This window comes from Brachybacterium phenoliresistens, from assembly GCF_000576425.1.
Classification (GTDB): domain Bacteria; phylum Actinomycetota; class Actinomycetes; order Actinomycetales; family Dermabacteraceae; genus Brachybacterium; species Brachybacterium phenoliresistens.
This window is the reverse complement of sequence record NZ_KK069989.1, coordinates 245,533-269,473: the sequence shown is the minus strand read 5'-3', so window position 1 is coordinate 269,473 and position 23,941 is coordinate 245,533. Positions and strand designations below refer to the sequence as shown.

Annotated in this window: 16 protein-coding genes and 3 rRNA genes; 5 read left to right on the top strand and 14 right to left on the bottom strand. The window is 67.7% G+C overall.

Annotated elements, in window-relative coordinates; all coding sequences use genetic code 11:
- Positions 1-4 precede the first annotated feature (4 nt).
- On the bottom strand, positions 5-880 hold the full coding sequence (locus tag BF93_RS04325) for an alpha/beta hydrolase family protein (RefSeq protein ID WP_038370826.1): 876 nt from the start codon (positions 878-880) through the stop codon (positions 5-7).
- Positions 881-1,053: 173 nt separating this feature from the next.
- Here BF93_RS04325 and BF93_RS04320 point away from each other — a divergent pair, with 173 nt between their 5' ends.
- Complete coding sequence (locus BF93_RS04320) at positions 1,054-1,656, top strand: TetR/AcrR family transcriptional regulator (protein WP_198025339.1); 603 nt, start codon at positions 1,054-1,056, stop codon at positions 1,654-1,656.
- Positions 1,657-2,084: 428 nt separating this feature from the next.
- On the opposite strand, the gene rrf is transcribed toward BF93_RS04320, so the two are convergent.
- From rrf to BF93_RS04255, 13 genes are all read right to left on the bottom strand, one after another.
- Positions 2,085-2,201, bottom strand: a 5S ribosomal RNA gene (gene rrf, locus BF93_RS04315).
- 120 nt (positions 2,202-2,321) lie between these two features.
- Positions 2,322-5,384, bottom strand: a 23S ribosomal RNA gene (locus BF93_RS04310).
- A 404-nt stretch (positions 5,385-5,788) separates the two neighbouring features.
- Positions 5,789-7,307: ribosomal RNA gene (locus BF93_RS04305) — 16S ribosomal RNA — on the bottom strand.
- The 16S, 23S and 5S rRNA genes sit together here, the layout of an rRNA operon.
- A gap of 777 nt (positions 7,308-8,084) precedes the next feature.
- Positions 8,085-9,353: a tyrosine--tRNA ligase gene (tyrS, locus tag BF93_RS04300; protein ID WP_038370824.1), complete on the bottom strand. Its 1,269-nt coding sequence runs from the start codon at positions 9,351-9,353 to the stop codon at positions 8,085-8,087.
- Between the two features lie 125 nt (positions 9,354-9,478).
- Positions 9,479-10,963: an argininosuccinate lyase gene (gene argH / locus BF93_RS04295; protein WP_084148246.1), complete on the bottom strand. Its 1,485-nt coding sequence runs from the start codon at positions 10,961-10,963 to the stop codon at positions 9,479-9,481.
- A complete protein-coding gene (locus tag BF93_RS04290; protein WP_038370823.1) occupies positions 10,960-12,192 on the bottom strand; it encodes an argininosuccinate synthase in 1,233 nt (410 codons plus the stop codon). The genes argH and BF93_RS04290 overlap by 4 nt, the downstream gene beginning before the upstream one ends.
- Positions 12,189-12,737, bottom strand: coding sequence for an arginine repressor (locus BF93_RS04285; RefSeq protein ID WP_038370822.1), 549 nt, complete (start codon positions 12,735-12,737; stop codon positions 12,189-12,191). Before BF93_RS04285 ends, BF93_RS04290 begins: the two co-directional genes overlap by 4 nt.
- Complete coding sequence (gene argF, locus BF93_RS04280; RefSeq protein ID WP_038370821.1) at positions 12,734-13,717, bottom strand: ornithine carbamoyltransferase; 984 nt, start codon at positions 13,715-13,717, stop codon at positions 12,734-12,736. The genes BF93_RS04285 and argF overlap by 4 nt, the downstream gene beginning before the upstream one ends.
- 1 nt (position 13,718) lies before the next feature.
- Positions 13,719-15,008 carry an acetylornithine transaminase gene (locus BF93_RS04275; protein WP_084148245.1) on the bottom strand — a complete coding sequence of 430 codons (1,290 nt, stop codon included), beginning with the start codon at positions 15,006-15,008 and terminating at the stop codon, positions 13,719-13,721.
- Positions 15,001-15,963 carry an acetylglutamate kinase gene (gene argB, locus BF93_RS04270; protein ID WP_038370820.1) on the bottom strand — a complete coding sequence of 321 codons (963 nt, stop codon included), beginning with the start codon at positions 15,961-15,963 and terminating at the stop codon, positions 15,001-15,003. Before argB ends, BF93_RS04275 begins: the two co-directional genes overlap by 8 nt.
- Complete coding sequence (gene argJ, locus BF93_RS04265) at positions 15,960-17,129, bottom strand: bifunctional glutamate N-acetyltransferase/amino-acid acetyltransferase ArgJ (protein ID WP_038370819.1); 1,170 nt, start codon at positions 17,127-17,129, stop codon at positions 15,960-15,962. The genes argB and argJ overlap by 4 nt, the downstream gene beginning before the upstream one ends.
- Before the next feature lie 50 nt (positions 17,130-17,179).
- Positions 17,180-18,313: an N-acetyl-gamma-glutamyl-phosphate reductase gene (gene argC, locus BF93_RS04260; protein WP_084148244.1), complete on the bottom strand. Its 1,134-nt coding sequence runs from the start codon at positions 18,311-18,313 to the stop codon at positions 17,180-17,182.
- 66 nt (positions 18,314-18,379) lie between these two features.
- Positions 18,380-19,264: an EndoS/ChiA family endoglycosidase gene (locus tag BF93_RS04255; RefSeq protein WP_051486503.1), complete on the bottom strand. Its 885-nt coding sequence runs from the start codon at positions 19,262-19,264 to the stop codon at positions 18,380-18,382.
- A 361-nt stretch (positions 19,265-19,625) separates the two neighbouring features.
- On the opposite strand from BF93_RS04255, the gene BF93_RS04250 reads away from it, so the two are divergent.
- From BF93_RS04250 to BF93_RS04235, 4 genes are read left to right on the top strand one after another with little or no spacing between them, the layout of a single operon-like run.
- Positions 19,626-20,750, top strand: a complete 1,125-nt coding sequence (locus BF93_RS04250) for an ABC transporter permease (protein WP_084148243.1) — start codon at positions 19,626-19,628, stop codon at positions 20,748-20,750.
- 1 nt (position 20,751) lies between these two features.
- A complete protein-coding gene (locus BF93_RS04245) occupies positions 20,752-21,681 on the top strand; it encodes an ABC transporter permease (protein ID WP_038370817.1) in 930 nt (309 codons plus the stop codon).
- Positions 21,678-22,796, top strand: coding sequence for an ABC transporter ATP-binding protein (locus tag BF93_RS04240; protein WP_051486502.1), 1,119 nt, complete (start codon positions 21,678-21,680; stop codon positions 22,794-22,796). Before BF93_RS04245 ends, BF93_RS04240 begins: the two co-directional genes overlap by 4 nt.
- Positions 22,793-23,938, top strand: coding sequence for an ABC transporter ATP-binding protein (locus BF93_RS04235; RefSeq protein ID WP_084148242.1), 1,146 nt, complete (start codon positions 22,793-22,795; stop codon positions 23,936-23,938). The genes BF93_RS04240 and BF93_RS04235 overlap by 4 nt, the downstream gene beginning before the upstream one ends.
- Positions 23,939-23,941 lie beyond the last annotated feature (3 nt).

Genomic DNA, 23,941 nt, shown 5'->3' with positions numbered 1-23,941 from the left:
CCGATCAGAACGGGCAGGTGCTGCGCACCTCGCTCACGGCGATGCCGGTGCTGGGGCCGGGGCACACGAACCGGTCGTAGCGGGTGTCGTCGTCGACGAAGCGCTTGAGCCAGGCGATGCTCGAGCTGGCGATCGTCGTGTCGGAGGTGTTGGGCGCGAAGTGCGAGGCGCCGCGCAGCTCGATGTAGGCCTTCTGGCCGTCGTCCGGGAGACCCTCGTAGAGGGGCTCGGCGTGCGTGCGCACGGGGGCGACGGTGTCGTTCTGGGCGCCGATGACGAGCATCGGGGTGCTGACCTCGGGGAAGGTCTTGTCGGTGTTCCACGGGGTGAGGCCGATGGCCGCCTGCAGGGCGGGATCGTCCTTCGCGGCCTCGAAGGTGCCGCCGCCGCCCATCGAGTGGCCCATCACGGCGAGGCGCTCGGGGTCGATGCGGCTGCGCACGTCGCTGGAGGTGGTGAGGTAGTCCAGGGCGGCGAGCAGCTGGTCGCCGCGGGAGGAGGGCTGGTCGTACCGGGAGGTGGTGTCGATCGTGAAGACGACGAAGCCCTGGGACGCCAGCCGCGGCCCGAGCCACGCCATGCTGCTCTGCGAGGCGGTGTAGCCGGGGGCGATCGCGACGGCGCCGAAGGTGCCGTCGGCCGTGGAGGTCGGGTAGTAGATCGTCCCGCCGCCGAATCCGCGCACGGAGTAGGAGGGGACGCGCGTCTGGGAGACGTCGTAGCTGCCGCGCGTGGCCTCGATGCTCTGCTGCGTCGGCTCCGGGCCGCGGGCGTAGGGGTTCTCGTCCGCCAGGGCGGCGCTCTGGGCGAAGACGGCGGAGGCGAAGAGGACGGTCAGGGCCGCGAGCCCTGAGCTCAGTCGGGTGAGGGATGTACGCATGGGGTGCTCCTGGGTTCGGGTATGCGTTCCGCCAGTTACTCTACCTAGTGGTAGAGCTATTGAGGAGCCCCCTCCCCGAGCGTCCTCCCGGCCGCCGTCGGAGCGATGCGGCCCGGGCCCCGGCCGACGGTCCTTCGCAGCCCGCGCGGATGCTGAGGTGGTATACGAGAGGGATGAGCGAACAGGTGGACGGCCGCCGGCGCCGGTACGAGCACCGGCGCGGGGAGATCCTCGAGGCCGCGACGGCGCATGTCCTCGAGCACGGCGTGCGCGAGCTGTCGCTGCGCAAGGTGTCCCAGACCGTCGGGATCAGCCATGCGACGCTCCTGCACCACTTCCGCACCCGGGACGAACTCGTCGCCGAGGTGGTGGACCAGGTCGTCGCCCGAGCCCTCTCCGTCCCCTCGCTCGACGAGGCGGATCCTGATCCGCTGCGCACGCTGTGGGACCGGGCGACGGCCGACGGCGGCTCGCCGTACGTCCGGCTGTTCCTCGAGCTGGCCGGCATGTCGATGTTCGGCACCTCGCCGGTCCACGAGGCGCTCGTCCGCTCGATGCGTGCGCGGATCGCAGCACTCTCCGAAGGACTCGTCCGCGCCGGCTGCCCGCCGCGTGATGCGGAGACGCACGCCACATGGATCCTCGGCGCCCTGCGCGGACTGATCAGCGATCGGTTCGTGACGGGGGACACGGCGCGGGTCGATGCCGCCTTCGAGGAGCTGCATGCCGCGGTCGCGCGACGTGCCGCGCAGTGGCGCACTGCACAGAACTCGTGACGCCGACGAGCCCGGCCCGACGGCCGAGGAACCTCGCCGACGCCCGGAACGGCACGCAGCGGCCTCAGAGCACGGACACCTCCTCCTCCGCGGCTCCGCCCCTTCGGCGCCGGCTGGCGACAGCACAGCCGGCAGGGCGGGCCCTCCGAGCACGGTCTGCACGCGCAGGGCAGGACGAGCATCGACCACCCCTCTCCAGCTCGCGGACAGGTCGCCCCGGAGCGTGGGCGAGCGCCGGGTCGTACCGGCCCGAGGAAGGACCCTGGAACGCGAAAAAGCCCCGCTGCACGACCGGCAGCAGGGCAAAACAGAAAAGGTTCTGGGGAATGACGAAGCGGGTGACACCCGGTCCTCGACCTGCGCGCCACCCATCGGATGGCTGCGGCAGGGAGGACACCATGGTGTCACCCGCTCCGTACTAGAAGAATGTCCGGCGGCGTCCTACTCTCCCACACCCTCCCGAGTGCAGTACCATCGGCGCTGAAGGGCTTAGCTACCGGGTTCGGAATGGAACCGGGCGTTTCCCCAACGCTATGACCGCCGTAACACGACGAGACTCTCCTGGACCCCAGAACACACACCCCCATCACAGGGCCGAGTGTTCCAGGGGTTGCTCCCCGAGAACCACACAGTGGACGCGAACACGCTTCACAAGCAGATCGTGTGTTGTTAAGTCATCGACCATTAGTACCAGTCAGCTCCACGTGTTGCCACGCTTCCACATCTGGCCTATCAACCCAGTCATCTCCTGGGGGTCTCTCACACCACAAGGGTGTACGGATATCTCATCTTGAAGCAGGCTTCCCGCTTAGATGCTTTCAGCGGTTATCCCTTCCCGACGTAGCCAACCAGCCATGCTCTTGGCAGAACAACTGGCACACCAGAGGTCAGTCCATCCCGGTCCTCTCGTACTAGGGACAGGTCTTCTCAAATATCCAACGCGCGCAGCGGATAGGGACCGAACTGTCTCACGACGTTCTAAACCCAGCTCGCGTACCGCTTTAATAGGCGAACAGCCTAACCCTTGGGACCAACTCCAGCCCCAGGATGCGACGAGCCGACATCGAGGTGCCAAACCATGCCGTCGATATGAGCTCTTGGGCAAGATCAGCCTGTTATCCCCGGGGTACCTTTTATCCGTTGAGCGACACCCATTCCACAATGAGGTGCCGGATCACTAGTTCCTGCTTTCGCACCTGCCCGACATGTCTGTCTCGCAGTCAAGCTCCCTTGTGCACTTACACTCAACACCTGATTGCCAACCAGGCTGAGGGAACCTTTGAGCGCCTCCGTTACTCTTTAGGAGGCAACCGCCCCAGTTAAACTACCCATCAGGCACTGTCCCTGATCCGGATCACGGACCGAGGTTAGGAATCCAGAACGACCAGAGTGGTATTTCAACAACGACTCCACGTGAACTAGCGTCCACGCTTCCCAGTCTCCCACCTATCCTACACAAGCCGTCCCGAACACCAATACCAAACTGTAGTAAAGGTCCCGGGGTCTTTCCGTCCTGCTGCGCGTAACGAGCATCTTTACTCGTAATGCAATTTCGCCGAGTTCGCGGTTGAGACAGTGGAGAAGTCGTTACGCCATTCGTGCAGGTCGGAACTTACCCGACAAGGAATTTCGCTACCTTAGGATGGTTATAGTTACCACCGCCGTTTACTGGGGCTTAAATTCTCAGCTTCGCTCCGAAGAGCTGACCAGTCCTCTTAACCTTCCAGCACCGGGCAGGCGTCAGTCCGTATACAGCGTCTTACGACTTCGCACGGACCTGTGTTTTTAGTAAACAGTCGCTTCTCCCTGGTCTCTGCGGCCGTCCGGGCTCTCACCCATCGGGCCCCCCTTCTCCCGAAGTTACGGGGGCATTTTGCCGAGTTCCTTAACCACGATTCTCTCGAACGCCTTGGTATTCTCTACCTGATCACCTGAGTCGGTTTAGGGTACGGGCGACTCTATTCGTCACGCCGGAACTTTTCTCGGCAGTACAGGATCACTCACCTACGCCCATACGGGATCCCCATCACGTCTCACCCAATACGGCACCGCATTACCGGTGCTCGGGCTGCTCGCTTAGACGGACTATTCCATTAAGTCCGCGGAAGCTACCTCTCTGCGTCATCCCATGCGCTGACCTACTACGTCCTTGGTTCCCAGCCTCATCCACACCACCCACCCCGAAGGGAGGATGGCTGACTCGGGTGGTGAGCATCAGACGCCTCGGTATGGGTCCTCCTAGAATCGGTTCGGGAATATTTACCCGATGTCCATCGACTACGCCTGTCGGCCTCGCCTTAGGTCCCGACTAACCCAGGGCGGATTAACCTGGCCCTGGAACCCTTGATCAATCGGCGGACGGGTTTCTCACCCGTCTTTCGCTACTCATGCCTGCATTCTCACTCGTGCAGCCTCCACCACTGGGTTCCCCCGCGGCTTCGCTGGCTGCACGACGCTCCCCTACCCACCCCACACACGGTGGAGTGACACAGCTTCGGCGGTGTACTTGAGCCCCGCTACATTGTCGGCGCAGAATCACTTGACCAGTGAGCTATTACGCACTCTTTCAAGGGTGGCTGCTTCTAAGCCAACCTCCTGGTTGTCTCAGCAACTCCACATCCTTTTCCACTTAGCACACGCTTAGGGGCCTTAGCTGATGTTCTGGGCTGTTTCCCTCTCGACTATGAAGCTTATCCCCCACAGTCTCACTGCTGCGCTCTCACGTACCGGCATTCGGAGTTTGGCTAAGGTCAGTAACCCGGTAAGGCCCATCGCCTATCCAGTGCTCTACCTCCGGCACGAAACACGCAACGCTGCACCTAAATGCATTTCGGGGAGAACCAGCTATCACGAAGTTTGATTGGCCTTTCACCCCTATCCACAGGTCATCCCCTCCATTTTCAACTGAAGTGGGTTCGCGCCTCCACGCGGTCTTACCCGCGCTTCACACTGCCCATGGATAGATCACTTCGCTTCGGGTCTAGAGCCGGCGACTGAACGCCCCGTTCAGACTCGCTTTCGCTACGGCTACCCCACACGGGTTAACCTCGCCACCGACCACTAACTCGCAGGCTCATTCTTCAAAAGGCACGCCGTCACCCCGTAAGGCTCCGACGGATTGTAAGCACACGGTTTCAGGTACTATTTCACTCCCCTCCCGGGGTACTTTTCACCTTTCCCTCACGGTACTTGTCCGCTATCGGTCACAAGGAAGTATTCAGGCTTACCAGGTGGTCCTGGCAGATTCACACCGGATTTCACGGGCCCGGTGCTACTCGGGAACAGCGTCACGCTGCATGACAGTTTCGTCTACGGGGGTCACACCCTCTACGCCGTCGCACTCACCACGACTTCGACTACCATCACACGACACGTCACAGGGCCGGCAGACCCCATCGACACGTCCCACAACCCCCAACCTGCAACCCCTGCCGGGTATCACACAGACCAGGTTTAGCCTCTTCCGCTTTCGCTCGCCACTACTCACGGAATCACTGTTGTTTTCTCTTCCTGCGGGTACTGAGATGTTTCACTTCCCCGCGTTCCCTCCACACCACCTATACATTCAGTGGCGGGTACCGGGACTTGACTCCCGGTGGGTTTCCCCATTCGGACATCCTCGGATCACAGGTCGGTTGTCACCTCCCCGAGGCTTATCGCAGACTCCTACGTCCTTCTTCGGCTCCTTGTGCCCCAGGCATTCACCGTGTGCTCTTTAAAACTTAGCAACACAAAGACACTAATTGCTTACAAAGATGCTCGCGTCCACTATGCAGTTCTCAAGAAACAACCCCACACCACACACACCAGACAACCGTCCAGTCATGCGCAGGGAGGACCAGCCACACACCCACAACCCCCACCCCCGAGCATCCCGACCCGCCCCGAAGGACGAACCAGAACCCCACAAGAGAAGAGGTCACAGGCCGCGTGCAGCCTCAAAACCCAATAGTGTGTCTCCACCTGACACCGAAACCAGCACCCGCATACAGCTTTCCTACCCCGAAGAGGGGTGTACTCGCAGCGAGACCAGCACGGCCAAGCGCCCATCCGTTGATGTTCCACCCATGAGCAACCACCCTCACCACACGTGGGCAAGCAGATGGCCACCATACTTGGTGATGCTCCTTAGAAAGGAGGTGATCCAGCCGCACCTTCCGGTACGGCTACCTTGTTACGACTTAGTCCCAATCACCGATCCCACCTTCGACAGCTCCCTCACGAGGATGGGCCACTGGCTTCGGGTGTTACCGACTTTCGTGACTTGACGGGCGGTGTGTACAAGGCCCGGGAACGTATTCACCGCAGCATTGCTGATCTGCGATTACTAGCGACTCCGACTTCATGGGGTCGAGTTGCAGACCCCAATCCGAACTGAGACCGGCTTTTTGGGATTCGCTCCACCTCACAGTTTCGCAACCCTTTGTACCGGCCATTGTAGCATGCGTGAAGCCCAAGACATAAGGGGCATGATGATTTGACGTCGTCCCCACCTTCCTCCGAGTTGACCCCGGCAGTCTCCTATGAGTCCCCGCCATAACGCGCTGGCAACATAGAACGAGGGTTGCGCTCGTTGCGGGACTTAACCCAACATCTCACGACACGAGCTGACGACAACCATGCACCACCTGTGCACCAGTCCAAAGAAAGCCACATCTCTGCAGCTGTCCGGTGCATGTCAAGCCTTGGTAAGGTTCTTCGCGTTGCATCGAATTAATCCGCATGCTCCGCCGCTTGTGCGGGCCCCCGTCAATTCCTTTGAGTTTTAGCCTTGCGGCCGTACTCCCCAGGCGGGGCACTTAATGCGTTAGCTACGGCGCAGACAACGTGGAATGTCGCCCACACCTAGTGCCCAACGTTTACGGCATGGACTACCAGGGTATCTAATCCTGTTCGCTCCCCATGCTTTCGCTTCTCAGTGTCAGTAATGGCCCAGAGACCTGCCTTCGCCATCGGTGTTCTTCCTGATATCTGCGCATTTCACCGCTACACCAGGAGTTCCAGTCTCCCCTACCACACTCTAGCCTGCCCGTACCCACCGCACGTCCAGAGTTAAGCCCTGGATTTTCACGGCAGACGCGACAAGCCACCTACAAGCTCTTTACGCCCAATAATTCCGGACAACGCTTGCGCCCTACGTATTACCGCGGCTGCTGGCACGTAGTTAGCCGGCGCTTCTTCTGCAGGTACCGTCACTTTCGCTTCTTCCCTACTGAAAGAGGTTTACAACCCGAAGGCCGTCATCCCTCACGCGGCGTCGCTGCATCAGGCTTTCGCCCATTGTGCAATATTCCCCACTGCTGCCTCCCGTAGGAGTCTGGGCCGTGTCTCAGTCCCAGTGTGGCCGGTCGCCCTCTCAGGCCGGCTACCCGTCATCGTCTTGGTGAGCCATTACCTCACCAACAAACTGATAGGCCGCGAGTCCATCCTTCACCGAAAAACTTTCCAGCATCCACCATGCGGTGGGCACTCGTATCCGGTATTAGCCCCGATTTCCCGAGGTTATCCCAGAGTGAAGGGCAGGTTACTCACGTGTTACTCACCCGTTCGCCACTAATCCAGCCGTGCAAGCACGGCCTTCATCGTTCGACTTGCATGTGTTAAGCACGCCGCCAGCGTTCGTCCTGAGCCAGGATCAAACTCTCCATAAAAAATGAAAACAATCCTAGCAATTTCAAACGACTAGCAAATTTAATCTGCTACATCATCCGTCAACTGCCAAACAAAACATTTGGCATCAACAAACAGACACACTATTGAGATTTCAAACAGCACGCGCACATCCGGTCCGTCCCACATCCGTGGTCCGACCCGAAGGCCCTTGCCTGCGGTCTCCCGCTCGGCGTTGCGTCGTCGTTCCGACGCGAGTCACTACTCTAGCAGTGTTTCGCGGCCCGGTCCAACTCCGCCCCGCATGTCCTGGGTCACACTCGGAACCGATCAGGTTCCTCCTGCGTCCCGCGACTGCGGCCGGCCAGATGGCCGGGTCTCCGTCTCGGTCGGCCTCTCGGTGCCCGTCGGATCCTGGGGATCTCTCGGGGCCTTCCTGGCCGCCCTCGTCGTTGACAAGAGGAAACATTACGGGCGCCGCGCACCGGCGTCAAACCGCCCTGTCGCCCCGCCGCGGAGTCCGACCGTCGACATCTGTGCAGGTCAGGAGTTTTTGTGCATCGACATTAACTCCGTGTTCCCGCTCCTGTGACCCACGTCTGAGGTCGGCCTCACAAGGATGCGGCACAGCGCGCCGGGATGCCCCTGGACGCGCGCCGGCACGGATCCGCGCCCCCGGGGCGCGCCTCGGCAGCGCCCCTCGATCCGCCCGGATGCGGACGACGGCGGCCCCTCCAGGAGAGGGACCGCCGTCGTCTGCGCCATGCTGCCGCGAGCGGATGCCGTGGACCGGGCATGCCCGCCCGGACCGGACCGGGTCAGCCGTCGCGACGGACCATGGCCGCGTTCTTCTTGCCGCGCCGCAGGAGCAGGTGCCCCCCGGGCAGCGCGCCGATCGCGGAGACCTCCCCGTCCAGGGCGGACTCGGCGATCTTCTCGCCGTTGATCGAGAGCCCGCCCTCCTTCGCGGCGCGACGTGCGGCGCCCTTGGACTCCAGGATCCCCGTGGCGACGAAGGCGTCGGCCAGGGTGGTGGTCCCGGCGACGTCGACGATGCCCAGCTCCCGGCCGATGGCGAGGACGGTGGGCTCGTCGAGCTCGCGCACGTCGCCCCTGCCGAACAGGACGGCCGCCGCGGCGGTGGCCTGCGCGGTCGCGGCCTCGCCGTGGACGAGGGTCGTGAGGTCGTCGGCCAGGGCTCGCTGCGCGGCGCGCCGGTGCGGCTCGGCCTCGGTCGCGGCCTCGAGCCGGGCGATGTCCTCCCGGTCGCGGAAGGTGAAGTAGCGCAGGTACTTCACAACGTCCGCATCGGCCGCGTTCAGCCAGAACTGGTGGAAGGCGTAGGGGCTGGTCAGCTCGGCATCGAGCCAGACGGCGCCGCCCTCGCTCTTGCCGAACTTGGTGCCGTCGGCCTTGGTGACCAGCGGCGTGGTCAGGGCGTGGGCGCTGACGCCCTCCGTCTTGTGGATCAGCTCGACGCCGGAGAGCAGGTTGCCCCACTGGTCGTTGCCCCCGTACTGCAGCGTCACGCCGTGGCGGCGGTACAGCTCGAGGAAGTCGATGCCCTGCAGCACCTGGTAGCTGAACTCGGTGTAGCTGATGCCCTCCTCGCTCGCGAGACGGCGGGCGACCGTCTCCTTGGCGAGCATCGTGCCCATGCGGAAGTTCTTGCCCATGTCCCGGAGGAACTCGAGCGCGCTCATCTGCCCGATCCAGTCGAGGTTGTTGACCATCTGCACCCCGCTGGGGCCCTCGAGGTCCAGGAAGCGGGAGATCTGGTCGCGCAGCCCGTCGACCCAGCCGGCCACGATCGAGGGGTCGTTCAGGACCCGCTCCCCCGACATGCGCGGGTCGCCGATGAGGCCGGTCGCGCCGCCCACCAGGGCGTAGGGCCGATGCCCCGCGAGCTGGAAGCGCCGCATGGTCAGCACCTGGGTCAGGTGCCCGACGTGCAGGGAGGCGGCGGTCGGGTCGAAGCCGCAGTACAGGCTGACCGGTCCATCCGCGAGTGCCGTGCCGAGCGCCTCGAGCCCGGTGGACTGCACCACGAGTCCTCGCCAGGAGAGCTCGTCCAGGATGGATGTCATCGATCATGTCCTTCTGCAGGAGGGGCGCCGAGCCCCGGATGCGGGGACGGGGAGCCGATGCTCATCGGCTCCCCGTCATTGTGCCAGGCACGCGCTGTCCGCGCGGATCCCGCCCAGGCCGGCGCTCAGGCCTGCGGCGACGCCCCGGCGAAGGAGCGCAGGTTGGTCGAGGCCAGGCGCACGGCGTCCTCCTGCTCGGCGACGCGGGCCGGGGCGGTGCCGCCCTTCGCATCGCGCGAGGCGATGGACCCGTCCACGCTGAGCACGGTGCGCACGGAGGCGTCCAGGTGCTCGGAGATCTGCGCGAACTCCTCGTCGCTCAGGTCCCACAGCTCCTTGCCCTGCTCCTCCGCCACGCGCACGCACGCCCCCGAGATCTCGTGGGCGTCGCGGAAGGCGACGCCGCGGCGCACGAGATGCTCGGCGATGTCCGTGGCCAGCGAGAAGCCCTGCGGGGCCCGCGCGGCCATCTCCTCGAGATGGAAGGTGAGCGTGGCGACCATGCCCGTGAAGGCCGGGAGCACCAGGTCCAGCGAGTCGACCTGGTCGAAGATCGGCTCCTTGTCCTCCTGCAGATCCCGGTTGTACGCGAGCGGCAGCGCCTTGAGGGTGCCCAGCAGCCCGACGTGATCGCCGATGATGCGCCCCGCCTTGCCGCGGGCGAGCTCGGCGATGTCCGGGTTCTTCTTCTGCGGCATGATCGAGGAGCCCGTGGAGAAGGAGTCGTCCAGGGTGATGAACGAGAACTCCTTGGTGTTCCACAGGATGATCTCCTCCGCCAGGCGGGAGAGGTCGATGCCGATCATCGTCAGCACGAAGGAGAACTCCGCCGCGATGTCCCGCGAGGCGGTGCCGTCGATCGAGTTCCACACGCTGCCGTCGAAGCCCAGTGAGGAGGCGACGGCCTCCGGGTCCAGCCCCAGCGAGCTGCCGGCCAGCGCCCCGGAGCCGTAGGGGGAGATCGCCGCACGGCGATCGAGGTCCCGCAGGCGCTCGACGTCGCGCAGCAGCGGCCAGGCATGGGCGAGCAGGTGATGGCTCAGCAGCACCGGCTGCGCATGCTGGAGGTGGGTGCGCCCCGGCATCGGCGCGCCGTGGACCTCCACCGCCCGCGCCTGCAGCACGTCGACCAGGTCGAGCACCTGGGCGCCGATGCTGCGCGCCTGGTCGCGCACGAACAGCCGGATCAGCGTGGCGATCTGGTCGTTGCGCGACCGGCCCGCCCGCAGCTTGCCGCCGAGCTCCGTGCCGGCCCGCTCGATGAGCCCCCGCTCGAGGGCGGTGTGCACGTCCTCGTCGTCGGGGTCGGCCGCGAAGGCGCCGGAGGCGACATCGGCCGCCAGGCGCTGCAGGGCGTCCTGCATGCCGGCCAGCTCGTCGTCGCTGAGCAGACCCGCGGCGTGCAGCACGTCCGCATGGGCGCGCGAGCCGCGGATGTCGTACTGGGCCAGGCGCCAGTCGAAGTGCGTGGAGACCGACAGGGCCGCCAGCGCCGCCGCCGGGCCGGAGCCGAAGCGGCCGCCCCACAGGGCGAGGCGCTCCGCGCCGGTGGCGGCCTGCGCGGGCGCGCCGGCGCCCGCCGCGGGGGCCTGCCCGTCCGGGGTGCTCACGCCTCGTCCTCCGAGCCGAGGTCCTCGCCGTTGCCGAGGGCGACGTCGCGCGCCGCGGCCTGCTTGGCGGCCAGGCCGTAGATCTCGATGAACCCGCGGGCCTGGGACTGGTCGAAGGTGTCGCCCTCGTCGTAGGTCGCCAGCGAGAAGTCGTACAGACCGGTCTCGGAGCGGCGGCCCGTGACGGTGGCGCGGCCTCCGTGCAGGGACATGCGGATGTCGCCGTTCACGTAGCGCTGGGTGTCCTCGATGAAGGAGTCCAGGGACTTCTTCAGCGGGGAGAACCACTGGCCGTCGTAGACGAGCTCGGTCCAGCGGTCGCCGACCTGGCGCTTGAAGCGGGCCTGCTCGCGCTCGAGGGTGACGCGCTCGAGCTCCTGGTGCGCGGCGATGAGGGTCATCGCGCCCGGCGCCTCGTAGACCTCGCGGGACTTGATGCCCACCAGGCGGTCCTCGACGATGTCGATACGGCCGATGCCCTGGGCGCCGGCGCGGCGGTTGAGCTCCTGGATCGCCTCGAGGGCGCTGACGGGGCGGCCGTCGATCGCGACGGGCACGCCGCGCTCGAAGGAGATGACGACCTCGTCGGCGACCGGCGGGAAGGCCGGGTCGTCGGTGTAGTTGAAGACGTCCTTGGTCGGCTCGTTCCAGATGTCCTCGAGGAAGCCGGTCTCGATGGCGCGTCCCCACACGTTCTGGTCGATCGAGAAGGGGTTGTGCTTGGTGGTGGCGATCGGCAGGTTCTTGCGCTCGGCGTACTCGATGGCGCGGTCGCGGGTCAGGGCCAGGTCGCGCACGGGGGCGATGCACTTCAGCTCCGGCGCCAGCGAGGTGATGGAGACCTCGAAGCGGACCTGGTCGTTGCCCTTGCCGGTGCAGCCGTGGGCGACGGTGGTCGCGCCGTACTTCTTGGCGGCCTTGACCAGGTGCTTGGTGATCACCGGGCGGGAGATCGCCGAGACGACCGGGTAGGCGTCCATGTACAGGGCGTTCGCCTTGAGGGCGGGCATGCAGTACTCGTCGGCGAACTCGTCGCGGGCATCGGCCACGTACGCCTCGACGGCGCCGCAGTCCAGGGCGCGCTGGCGGATGACCTCGAGGTCCTCCCCGCCCTGGCCCACGTCCACCGCGCAGGCGATGACGTCGGCGCCGGTCGCGTCGTGGATCCAGCCGATGGCGACGGAGGTGTCCAGGCCCCCCGAGTAGGCGAGGACGATACGTTCGGTCATGAGTTCTCCTTGGAGGTCTGGGGGTCGTGCAGGGACTCGCGCCGGCCGGAGGCCAGCTCGAGGAGGCGGTCGGCGAGGCGGGCGCCGCCGTCCACGCTGCGGGTGATGAGCATGATGGTGTCGTCGCCGGCGATGGTGCCGAGCACGTCAGGGATGACGGACCGGTCCACCGCGGAGGCGAAGAACTGCGCCGCACCGGGGGGCGTGCGGACGACCACGAGGTTACCGCTCGCCTCGGCCGAGACGAGCAGGTCCTCCGCCAGGCGGGGCAGGCGCGCCCCGAGATGCTCGGAGGTCAGCGGGGTCCGGCCGGGCCGGACGTCCGGTCCCTCCGGCGGGACCCGGTAGACGAGGGCCCCGGAGGAGCCGCGGACCTTGTCGGCCCGCAGCTCCACGAGATCCCGCGACAGGGTGGCCTGGGTGACCTCGATCCCCTGCTCGGCGAGGAGGTCGGCCAGCTGCGCCTGCGAGGAGACCTCCCCGCGCTCCAGCAGGTCGATGATGCGCTGCTGGCGGGAGGTCTTCGTGCGCGGCTGCTCGGTCATCGTCGGGCGTCCCCGGGGACCGCATGCGCGGCGGTCCCGGCATCGGGGTGCTCGAGCAGCCAGGTCAGCAGCGCCTTCTGCGCGTGCAGCCGGTTCTCCGCCTCGTCCCACACCACCGAGCGCGGGCCGTCGATCACGGAGGCCTCGACCTCCTTGCCGCGGTAGGCGGGCAGGCAGTGCAGGAAGATCCCGCCGGAGAGCTCCATGAGCTCCTCGGTGACCTGGTACGGGGCGAAGGTCTCCTCGCCGCGGCCGTCCTCGCCCTCCTGGCCCATCGACACCCAGGTGTCGGTGATGACGGCGCTCGCCCCGGCCACGGCCTCGCGCACGTCCTGGGTGAGGAGCACCGATCCGCCGGTCGCGGCGGCAATCTCCTCGGCGCGCGCCACCACGGCCGGATCGGGCAGGTGGGAGGCCGGGGCGGCCACGCGCACGTCCATGCCGGCGGTCGCGCCGCCCAGCAGGTAGGAGTGCGCCATGTTGTTCGCCCCGTCGCCGAGGTAGGCCATCGAGCGGCCGGCGAGCGCGGCCTCGCCGTCGGCGAGCCCGCCGGTGTGCTGGGCGATGGTCTGCAGGTCCGCGAGGATCTGGCAGGGGTGGAACTCGTCGGTCAGGGCGTTGACGACGGGGACGCTCGCGTGCGCGGCCATCTCCTCGATGCGCTCCTGGCCGAAGGTGCGCCACACGATCGCGGAGACCTGCCGGGTCAGGACCTGCGCGGTGTCGGCGATCGACTCGCCGCGGCCCATCTGGCTCGAGCCGGCGTCCAGCACCAGCGGGCTGCCGCCGAGCTCGGCGACGCCCGTGGCGAAGGAGACCCGGGTGCGGGTGGAGGACTTGTCGAAGATGATCGCGACGGTGCGCGGCCCCTCCAGGGGGCGCGCGGCGAAGCGGTCCTGGGACAGCGCGAGGGCGAGGGCCAGAACCTCCTTCTGCTCGGCCGGTGCGAGGTCGTCGTCCCGCAGGAAGTGACGGGGCATCTCAGTTCCCTTCTTCGGCGCCGGCGAGCTGCGCGGCGCGGTCCAGCAGCGCGGGCAGCGCCGCGACGAACGTGCCGAGCTCCTCGGCGGTGATGATCAAGGGCGGCGCGAGGCGCAGCGTGGTCGGCTCGGGGGCGTTGATGATGAACCCGGCCTCGAGGGCGGCCTGCAGGACCTGCGGGGCCAGGGGCTCGGCGAGCATCACCCCGCGCAGCAGGCCCTCGCCGCGCACGCCGAGGATCCGCGGGTCCTCGAGCGCGTCGATCCCGCGCACCAGCGCCTCGCCGGTGGCGCGGACGTGCTCGAGCAGGCCCTCCTCCTCGATCGTGCCGAGGACGGCCAGGGCGGTGGCGGCGCCCAGCGGGTTCCCGCCGAAGGTGGTGCCGTGCTGCCCGGCGGTGAGCAGCCCGCGCACCTCGGGGCCGAAGGCGATCGCGGCGCCGATGGGGAAGCCGCCGCCGAGCCCCTTGGCCAGCGTCATGACGTCGGGCACCACGCCGGGCACGCCCTGGTGGGCGAACCAGCGCCCGGTGCGGCCGATGCCGGTCTGGATCTCGTCCAGCACCAGCAGGGTGCCGGCCTCCCGGGTGAGCTCGCGCAGGGCGCGCAGATAGTCGGCGCCCAGCGGGCGGACCCCGGCCTCACCCTGGATGGGCTCGGCGAAGACCGCGGCGACGTCGCCGGGGGCGAGGGCGGTGCGCAGCGCCTCGACGTCCCCGGCCGGGAGCCATTCGACCCCGCCCGGCAGCGGCGCGAAGGGTGCCCGGTAGGCCTCCTTGTGGGTCAGCGCGAGAGCGCCCAGGGTGCGGCCGTGGAAGGCGTTCTCGAGAGCGATGATCCGCGGCCGCCCGGTGCGGCGCGCGATCTTGAACGCGGCCTCGTTGGCCTCGGCGCCCGAGTTCGCGAAGAACACGCCCGAGCCGTCCGGGGCATCGGCCAGGCGCAGGAGCTTCTCGGCGAGCTCGACCTGCGGGGCGGAGGCGAAGACGTTGGAGACGTGGGCGAGGGTCTCGGCCTGCTTGGTGATCGCGGAGACCAGGGCGGGATGGCCGTGGCCCAGCGCGTTCACGGCGATCCCGCCGAGCAGGTCGAGGTACTGACGGCCCTCGTCGTCCCAGACGTGCACGCCCTCGCCGCGCACCAGCACCCGCTGGGGCGTGCCGAAGACGGGGATCATCGCCTCGCGGTAGCGGTCGGCGATGCCCGTGCCGGAGGTCGCGGCGCCCGGCTCGGACGGGGCGCCCTGCGCGGACGGGGCGCCCTGCTCGGGGGCGGTGCTCTGCTCAGACATAGTCGTCCCTCCTGACCATCGTTCCCACGCCTTCGGTGGTGAAGACCTCCAGCAGCACGGCGTGCTCGATGCGGCCGTCGATCATGGCGGCCGTGCGCACGCCCGCGTCCACCGCGGACAGCAGCGCCTCGGCCTTGGGGATCATCCCGGCGGTGAGCGAGGGCAGCATGTCCCGCAGCTCCGCCGCCGCGATCTCGTGGATCAGCGAGGACCGGTCGGGCCACTGCGCGTACAGCCCCTCGACGTCGGTGAGAACGACGAGCTTCTCCGCGTCCAGGCCCTGCGCGATCGCGGCCGCGGCGAGATCGGCGTTGATGTTCAGGACCTCGCCGGTGGGGACGCCGTCGGCGCCGATCTCCGGGGCGATCGAGGAGATCACCGGGATGCGGCCGGCGTCCAGCAGGTCCCGGATGGAGCCGGGGCGCACATCGGTCACGGCGCCCACATGGCCGAGGTCGACGTCCTCGCCGTCGACCACGGTGCCGCGGCGGACCGCGGAGAACAGCCGGGCGTCCTCGCCGGACATGCCGATGGCGTAGGGGCCGTGCTGGTTGATCAGACCCACCAGCTCGCGCCCCACCTGCCCCACGAGGACCATCCGGACGATGTCCATCGTCTCGGCGTCGGTCACCCGCAGCCCTCCGCGGAACTCGCTGTTCTTGCCGACCCGCTCGAGCATGCCGGTGATCTGCGGGCCGCCGCCGTGGACGACGACCACATGGATCCCGGCCGAGCGCATGAAGACCATGTCCGCGGCGAAGGCGCGGCGCAGCTCGTCGTCGATCATGGCGTTGCCGCCGTACTTCACCACCACGATGCGGTCGCGGAAGCGCTGCATCCAGGGCAGGGCCTCGATGAGGACCTCGGACTTCTCGCGCGCCTGCGTGCGGGCGTCGTCGAGCTGGGCCAGGGGGTTCTTGCCGGCCATCGGCGGCGTGGAGGCGTCGGTGCTCATGAGGAGTAGGCGCTGTTCTCTTCGACGTAGTCGTGGGTGAGGTCGTTGGTCCAGATGTCCGCGGTGGCATCGCCCGCGCCGAGGTCGACCTCGATAAGGCACTCGCGCGGGGTCATGTCCACGCTCTCGCGGGGCTCGCCGACGCCCCCGCCCCGGCTGACCTGCACGCCGTTCACGCTCACGGCGAGAGCGGCCGGGTCGAAGGGGGCGACGTCCTCGGGGACGCAGCCGGCGGCGGCGACGATGCGCCCCCAGTTGGGGTCGTTGCCGAAGATCGCGGCCTTGACGAGGTTGGAGCGGGCGATCTCGCGGGCGACGGCGAGCGCCGCGGCCTCCGAGGTCGCGGAGGTCACCACGACGTGCACGTCGTGGCTGGCGCCCTCGGCATCGGCCACGAGCTGGCGGGCGAGATCCGCGGAGACGGCGCGGACGGCGTCGGCGAGCTCCTCGGCGCCGGGCTCGATGCCGCTCGCCCCGGAGGCCAGCAGCAGCACCGTGTCGTTGGTGGACATGCAGGCATCGGAGTCCACCCGGTCGAAAGTGGTGCGGGTGGCCTCGCGCAGGGCGGCATCGGCGGCCTCCGCGCTGATCACCGCGTCGGTGGTCAGCACCACGAGCATGGTCGCCAGCTGCGGGGCGAGCATGCCCGCGCCCTTGGCGATCCCGCCGACCACGACGCCGGAGGCGGTGGTGGCGGAGGCCTGCTTCGGGACGGTGTCGGTGGTCATGATCGCGCGGGCGGCGGAATCATCGGCCGCAGGACCGGCGGCGAGCGCCCCCGCGGCCGTGCGCGCGCCCTCGAGCAGCGCGTCCATCGGCAGGCGCTCCCCGATCAGGCCCGTCGAGGCGACCAGGACGTCCTGGGCGGAGACCTCGAGCAGCTCGGCGACGTGCTCGGCCGTGCGGTGGGAGTCGGCGAAGCCCTCGGGGCCGGTGCAGGCGTTGGCCCCGCCGGAGTTGAGGATCACCGCGCGGGCGCGGCCGTCGGCCACGGCCTGGCGGGACCAGACCACCGGCGCGGCCTGCACGCGGTTGGTGGTGAAGACGCCGGCGGCCACGTCCAGCGGGCCGTCGTTGACGACGAGGGCGAGATCGAGCTTCGGGGCGGCCTTGATGCCGGCGGCGACGCCGACGGCGCGGAAGCCCTGGGGTGCGGTGATGGACATGGAGTTCCTCCGAGGGGACGGGCGGGGGACGGCGGGTTCGGGGGCCGGGCTCAGGGAGCCAGGGCGGTGCGGGTCAGTCCGGTGCCCTCGGGCAGGTCCAGGGCGAGGTTCAGGGACTGGACCGCGGCGCCCGCGGTGCCCTTGACGAGGTTGTCGATCGCGCTGATCACGGTCACCACGCCGCTGCGGCGGTCGACCGTGGCGCCGATGCGCACGGTGTTCGCCCCGGTGACCTGCTGGGTCGAGGGGAACGAGCCCGCGGGCAGCACGGTGATGAAGTGCTCGTCGGCGTAGTCGGCGTGCAGCGCGGCCAGCACCTCGTCCTGCCCGATGCCCTCGAGGGCAGGGGCCGTGGCCACGGCGAGGATGCCGCGGCTCATCGGGACCAGGACCGGCGTGAACGTGAGCCGGGCGTCCGCCACGCCGGAGGCGCGACGCACGTTCTGGAGGATCTCGGGGATGTGCCGGTGCGTGCCGCCGACGCCGTAGGGCACGGCGCCGCCGGCGGCCTCGGAGAGCAGCAGGTGCTGCTTGGCCGAGCGCCCCGCCCCGGAATACCCCACGGGCAGGACGGCCGCCAGGGCCGAGGGGTCCACCAGCCCCGCCCGCACCAGCGGGACCAGGGCGAGGGAGACCGCGGTCGCGTTGCAGCCGGGGACGGCGATCTCGCGGGCGGTGCGCAGCAGCTCCCGCTGGCGCGCGGCGCCGCCCGGGCCGTCGTGCAGCGGGAGCTCGGGCATGCCGTAGGTCCAGGTGCCCGAGTGCTCGCTGCGGTAGTACTCCGCCCAGTCCTCGGCGCTCTCGAGCCGATGGTCCGCCCCGAGGTCCACGACGAGGACGTCCGGATCCTCCGCGCGCAGCTGCGCGGCCAGGGCACCGGACTGCCCGTGCGGCAGGGCCAGGACGACGACGTCGTGCCCGCGCAGGTTCTCCACGTCCGACGGGACCAGCTCCGGGTCGCGGCCCAGGTCGATGTGCGGTGCGACCTCGGACAGCCGCTTCCCGGCGCTCGAGTGGGCGGCCAGGGTCGCGACCTCGAGGGCCGGGTGGTCCGCGAGCAGGCGCAGCGTCTCTCCCCCGGCGTAGCCGGAGGCGCCGACGATCGCGACGCGGGGACGCGCGCCCCCTCCTCCGGAGGCGGAGAGGGGGCGCGACGAGTCACCGACGAGGGGCTGAGCATCCATGGAGCAACTATATACAGCTCAGTGCATGATCAGCCAACCCGTAGGTCGTCCGGCGGTCGGATGCGCTCAGCTCCCCGCCAGCATCCGCTCCTTGAGCCGGATCGACCAGCTGTAGTCCGTGCGTCGGATCTCGTCGTCACCCTCGGCGACTCCGTCCCGATCCACGGCATACGAGAAGATTCCCCCCTTCGTCTCCCCGGCCGGCTGCCAGTCCGCGTACGCGGCGGCGCGCGAGGTCTCGAACGGCTCCTCGGCATCACCCCAGAGGTTCGTCGAGCGCTCCTCGTAGAAGGAGAACCCGATGAGGTACTGGGCTGGGTCGATCTGCCCCGCGAAGCTGTCCCAGGTGCCCTGCAGAGAGGAGAGCGACCGCCCATAGGACTGGACGAGCACGAAATCGAAGCAGTCGGCCGCCTGCCGGAACAGCGGCACGGAGCCGTCGCGGTTCGTGTCGTAGATGAACAGCTTGCCCGTCCCGCTGAGCGGCCCGATCAGCCGCGCGAGCTCGCGGAACACGCCGCTCGCGCGGGCCGTCTCGGCCTCGCTCAGCGTGCGCTCCATGTCGACGTCCAACCCGTCGAGCCCGCAGGCATCGACGAGCGTCGCCACGAGATGCTCCGCGTGGGCTCGGAATCCCTCCGGCGTCGCCGGGACGGCGGGGTCCAGGATCGCGCCGATATCGACCGTCCGCACGACCCGGGTGCCCTGCGCATGCAGGTGAGGGACGTACTCGTCACGCAGCGTGGCCCAGAAAGGACTGTCGTCAGGGGTGTAGTCAGGGAAGACGAAGACCACATCGATCTCCGGCGGAACGTCCGCGAAGCTGTTGGGGCGCGCAGGGTCCACGGCCCGATCATGCCACGTACGGAAGTAGGCGAACTCGAGCGGCGGGGCGAGCTCCGGCAGCACCTTCCCGGAGGCCGGGGCCGGACGCTGCGCATGGTCGGGCATGCTTCCGCGCCCTGTGACCCCCTCCCCCGCCCCGGTGCCCTGCGAGTGCTCAGGCGGAGCAGCCGCGGCCGAGCCCGCGCCGAGGGTCGCGGCCGCGACGGCTCCTGCTCCGGTGATGAATGTGCGGCGAGATGCGGATGCTGACATCGGTGTCCTCCGTTCACTTCCGGGCTCGAGCCCGGCGCTTCCACCGTCCCTCCAGGTCAGAGGGAGGCACGCACACCCGCGCCCGGCCGCCCGGAAGGTCGACCTCGGCAGCGGCGCACGATGCGCCTGAGCTTAAGCGCTATAGTGACGCAGGACAACCAGTCACGACGACTGCGCCGGAGTCGCGGAGCGTCCTTTTCACAAGGTGGTGATCATGACCGGTTCTGCCGTTCCGGATGCTCCGGCGCCCGCGGGTCCTCCGCCCGGCGCCGACGCACCGTTTGACACGAGATCCGACGAAATGCGCCGTCCCCGCCGGACGTGGACCGGGCGACTCGCAGGTCTCTCGTTCCTCGGTCAGCGCCTCGCGCTCTACGCCGTCGTGGCCATTGCCAGCGTGCTGTTGAACTTCATTCTTCCGCGATTCATGCCGGGAGATCCGGCGACACAGATGATCCGTGAGATCACCAACCGGACCGGTGCACCGCCCTCGGGCTACCAGACCCGCCTCATCAAGGCCCGCTATGGCGATCCCGACCGCCCTCTCGCCCTGCAGTTCTGGGATTACATCTCGCAGCTCTTCAAGGGTGACCTCGGAGTGTCCGCGCAGTACTACCCGATCACCGTCACGGAGATGATCGGAAAGGCCCTGCCCTGGACTCTCTATCTGGCCATCTTCTCGACGATCCTCGGCTGGATCGTCGGGACCTACCTCGGCGCGCGGCTCGGCTGGAAGCCCGGACGCCGGCTCGATGCGATCGTCACTCCGGTCTCGATGTTCTTCAGCTCGATCCCGGCTTTCTGGCTCGGCCTGCTGATCGTCTGGTACTTCGCCTACACCCATGGCTGGTTCCCGAACCAAGGCGCCTACGACAACTCCCTGGACATCGATCTGCTGAGCCCGTCGTTCCTGCTCTCCGTCCTGCACCACGGGGCGCTGCCCTTCTTCACCCTGATCATCGTCGGCTTTGCGCGCTGGCTCTTCTCGATGCGCAACATGATGATCACGACCGTCAATGAGGACTACGTCCAGCTCGCCCGCGCCAAGGGCCTGGCACAGAACCGCATCCGCAACCGCTACGCCGCTCGCAATGCCCTGCTGCCCAACTTCACCGGGCTCGCGCAGAGCATGGGCGGAGCGCTCACCGCAGTCATCCTCGCCGAGACCGTGTTCATCTACCCGGGCATCGGCTCGCTCCTGACCGGCGCGCAAGCCGCCCGCGACTACCCCATCATGCAGGGCGTCATGCTCATGGTCATCTTCGCCTCCCTTCTCTTCAACTTCATCGCGGATTCCGTCTACGTCCTGCTCGATCCGCGCACCCGGGAGGCGAACTGACATGCTGAAGCGCTTTCTCCTCATCGGCAAGGTGCAGATCGGCCTCGCCATCATCGCGGTCTTCACCCTCGTCGCGATCTTCGGGCCCTGGTTCAGCAGCACCGTCCTGGCGATGTCACCCCAGGACGTCGACTACCAGCACCTCACCGGTGGCCCTCCCGACTCCACGCACTGGCTGGGCACCACCAGCCAGGGACAGGACGTCCTGTCCTGGATGCTCCACGGCACCCGGACCTCGATGCTGGTCGGATTCGCGTCCGCGATCATCGGCACGGTTCTGACCATCGTGATCGGCGCATGGGCCGGGTTCTCCGGCGGCCTGGCGGACAAGATCCTCAACGGCGCGATCCTGGTATTCGGAAACTTCCCGACATTCGCGCTGCTGTTCATCGTCGCCGCCGCGTTCCAGAACGCGAACTGGCTGCTCGTCTCGATCGTCATCGGCGGGATCGAATGGTCCGGCGGCGCGCGCCAGATCCGCGCTCAGACCATGAGCCTGCGCGGCCGGGACTTCACGACCGCCCTGCGCACCGTCGGCGAATCCCGTGCCCGCATCATCCTCGTCGAGGTCATGCCCCACCTGCTCGGAGTGATCTCCCCGCTGTTCCTCGGCCTCATCGCCGCAGGAGTCAACCAGCAGGCCGCTCTCGCCTTCCTCGGCATCGGCAACCCCTCGGAGCCGTCCTGGGGCCTCATGATCAACTGGGCGATGACCCAGAACGCGCTCTTCCGCGGCCTCTGGTGGTGGTTCGTCCCACCGGGCCTCGCGCTGTGCCTCATCGGCTTCGCGACCACGATGGTCAACTTCGGTCTCGACGAGATCACCAACCCCACGCTCTCCAGCAAGCGGATGAAGCTCATGCGCATCTTCCTGCGTGACAAGGCACGCCGGACCGCTGCGCAGGCCCCCCAGGAGGTGGCTGTGCGATGACCCTCACCGTCCCCCAGAACAAGGAGACCGAGGCCCAGATCCTCGACCGGCTCGACAGATCGCCCATCCTTCTGGACGTCCGCGGCCTGTCCGTCGACTACGTGACCGAGGCAGGGAACATCCGTGCCTGCGATGAGATCGAGCTGACGCTCAAGCGCGGCGAGATCCTCGGGGTCGCCGGCGAGTCGGCGAGCGGGAAGTCCACCTTGCTCAACGCCCTCGGACGACTGCAGCGCATGCCCGCCGCCACGAGCGCGGGCTCGATCTGGTACCACCCCGGGGGCGACGAGCCTCCCGTCGACCTCGCAGTCCTCGACGAGGAGGAGCTCGCGCCCTACCGCTGGACGAAGGTCTCCGTGGTCATGCAGTCCGCCATGGCGAGCCTGAACCCGGTGATCCGCCTCGGAGAGCAGTTCACCGACGTCATCCGGACCCACGACCCCCGCCTGGGTGAGAAGGAGGCCCTGGCGCAGGCCGGTGACCTGCTGACCATGGTCGGCATCAGCCGCGACCGGCTGACCGCCTTCCCGTTCCAGCTCTCGGGCGGCATGCAGCAGCGAGCCCTCATCGCCCTATCGCTCGCCTGCGACCCGGACCTGGTGCTCATGGATGAACCCACCACGGCCGTCGACGTCGTCATGCAGCGCCAGATCCTGGACCAGGTGCTCGCCGCCCAGGAGCGTCTCGGCTTCGCCGTCGTCTTCGTGACCCACGACCTCTCCCTGCTGCTCGAGATCTCCGACCGGATCGCGATCATGTACGGGGGGAAGATCGTCGAGGTGGGGACGGCAGCGCGACTCCATCACGACGCGAAGCATCCGTACACGCGGGCGCTGCGCCGCGCGTTCCCCCCGCTGTCGGAACCGGTCCGGCGTCTCTCGGGCATCCCCGGATCCCCGCCGGACCTGCTCGACCTTCCGTCGGGCTGCGCATTCGCCCCACGCTGCGAGCTCGCCATGCCCGTCTGCCATGAGCGGCCCCCGGAGCTGCGCGAGATCCCCCAAGGGCGCAGCGCATGCTTCATCACGAACGGCGAGCTCGACGAGGCCGAACGTGCGCGTCAGCAGGCCGCCGCTTCGGGCGACCACGCACCGGAGGGAGGGGAGAGCGCATGACTTCGCCCGCACACCGCAGTCCCGTCCCCGAGCTTGCTCGCGGGCAGGAGGATTGTTCGCGACGCAGCCTCGGGAGGCCCGACGACGACGAAGTGCCCGTCCTGGAAGCTCGTGACGTGCACGTGCACTTCCACGGCACCGACAGCCATGGTCGGGCCGTGACGATCCGCGCTCTCGACGGCGTCGACCTCGCCCTCTACCCCGGGCAGATCAGCGCGCTCGTGGGCGAGTCCGGTTCCGGAAAGACCACGATCGCTCGGCTGTTCGCACTCATCTACCGGCCCACGAGCGGGGAGCTGCTGTACGACGGAACACCCATCCGAGTCCGTGGAGGACGCGCCGAGCGGGCGTACTACCGCAACGTGCAGCTCATCTACCAAGATCCCTTCGCGTCTCTCAATGGGCTCAAGAAGATCCGAACCATCATCTCGCGCGTCGTGAAGATCCACTTCCCTCGGCTGGGACGGGCAGGAATCCGGGCGCGCGCCGCAGAGCTCCTCGAGCGAGCCAACATGACCCCCACTTCTCGATATCTCGACCGCTATCCGACAGATCTGTCCGGCGGACAGCGTCAGCGCGTTGCCATCGCCCGTGCTCTCGCAGTGAACCCGAAGGTGCTGCTCGCGGACGAACCGACCTCCATGCTCGACGCCTCGATCCGCCTCGATGTGCTCAACCTGCTCAGCGACCTGCGGGAGTCCGAGAAGGTCGCGGTCATGTACATCACGCATGACATCGCGAGCGCGCGATACCTCTCCGACCGCATCAACGTGATGTATGGCGGAAAGATCATCGAAGCGGGCAGCACTGAGTCGATCATCTCCGCGCCGGTGCATCCGTACACGAAGCTGCTGCTGAGCGCCGCTCCCGATCCCGCCCGGTACAAGGGCTCCGGGAAGCCGACGCACGAGCCGATCGCAGATTCGAGACCGGTCGACAACACGTCGGACATCCGGGGCTGCCGATTCGCGGACAGGTGCCCCGTGGCCATGCCGAAGTGCACCTCTGAAGACCTCCCCCTGTTCCGCAGCATCCGGGATTCCCACACGGTGCATTGCTGGCAGGCGGAGGACGACGCCGACTACGAACGCGCGTCGTCTGACCGATCTCGGACCCCCACGAACTCTGCGAAGAAGGAGTAGTTC

What these genes read in the sequence shown, in the direction of transcription:
- BF93_RS04325 (WP_038370826.1), bottom strand. Translation starts at nt 880, where the DNA reads ATGCGTACATCCCTCACCCGACTGAGCTCAGGGCTCGCGGCCCTGACC.
- BF93_RS04320 (WP_198025339.1), top strand. Translation starts at nt 1,054, where the DNA reads ATGAGCGAACAGGTGGACGGCCGCCGGCGCCGGTACGAGCACCGGCGC.
- tyrS (WP_038370824.1), bottom strand. Translation starts at nt 9,353, where the DNA reads ATGACATCCATCCTGGACGAGCTCTCCTGGCGAGGACTCGTGGTGCAG.
- BF93_RS04290 (WP_038370823.1), bottom strand. Translation starts at nt 12,192, where the DNA reads ATGACCGAACGTATCGTCCTCGCCTACTCGGGGGGCCTGGACACCTCC.
- BF93_RS04285 (WP_038370822.1), bottom strand. Translation starts at nt 12,737, where the DNA reads ATGACCGAGCAGCCGCGCACGAAGACCTCCCGCCAGCAGCGCATCATC.
- argF (WP_038370821.1), bottom strand. Translation starts at nt 13,717, where the DNA reads ATGCCCCGTCACTTCCTGCGGGACGACGACCTCGCACCGGCCGAGCAG.
- BF93_RS04275 (WP_084148245.1), bottom strand. Translation starts at nt 15,008, where the DNA reads ATGTCTGAGCAGAGCACCGCCCCCGAGCAGGGCGCCCCGTCCGCGCAG.
- argB (WP_038370820.1), bottom strand. Translation starts at nt 15,963, where the DNA reads ATGAGCACCGACGCCTCCACGCCGCCGATGGCCGGCAAGAACCCCCTG.
- argJ (WP_038370819.1), bottom strand. Translation starts at nt 17,129, where the DNA reads ATGTCCATCACCGCACCCCAGGGCTTCCGCGCCGTCGGCGTCGCCGCC.
- argC (WP_084148244.1), bottom strand. Translation starts at nt 18,313, where the DNA reads ATGGATGCTCAGCCCCTCGTCGGTGACTCGTCGCGCCCCCTCTCCGCC.
- BF93_RS04255 (WP_051486503.1), bottom strand. Translation starts at nt 19,264, where the DNA reads ATGCCCGACCATGCGCAGCGTCCGGCCCCGGCCTCCGGGAAGGTGCTG.
- BF93_RS04250 (WP_084148243.1), top strand. Translation starts at nt 19,626, where the DNA reads ATGACCGGTTCTGCCGTTCCGGATGCTCCGGCGCCCGCGGGTCCTCCG.
- BF93_RS04245 (WP_038370817.1), top strand. Translation starts at nt 20,752, where the DNA reads ATGCTGAAGCGCTTTCTCCTCATCGGCAAGGTGCAGATCGGCCTCGCC.
- BF93_RS04240 (WP_051486502.1), top strand. Translation starts at nt 21,678, where the DNA reads ATGACCCTCACCGTCCCCCAGAACAAGGAGACCGAGGCCCAGATCCTC.
- BF93_RS04235 (WP_084148242.1), top strand. Translation starts at nt 22,793, where the DNA reads ATGACTTCGCCCGCACACCGCAGTCCCGTCCCCGAGCTTGCTCGCGGG.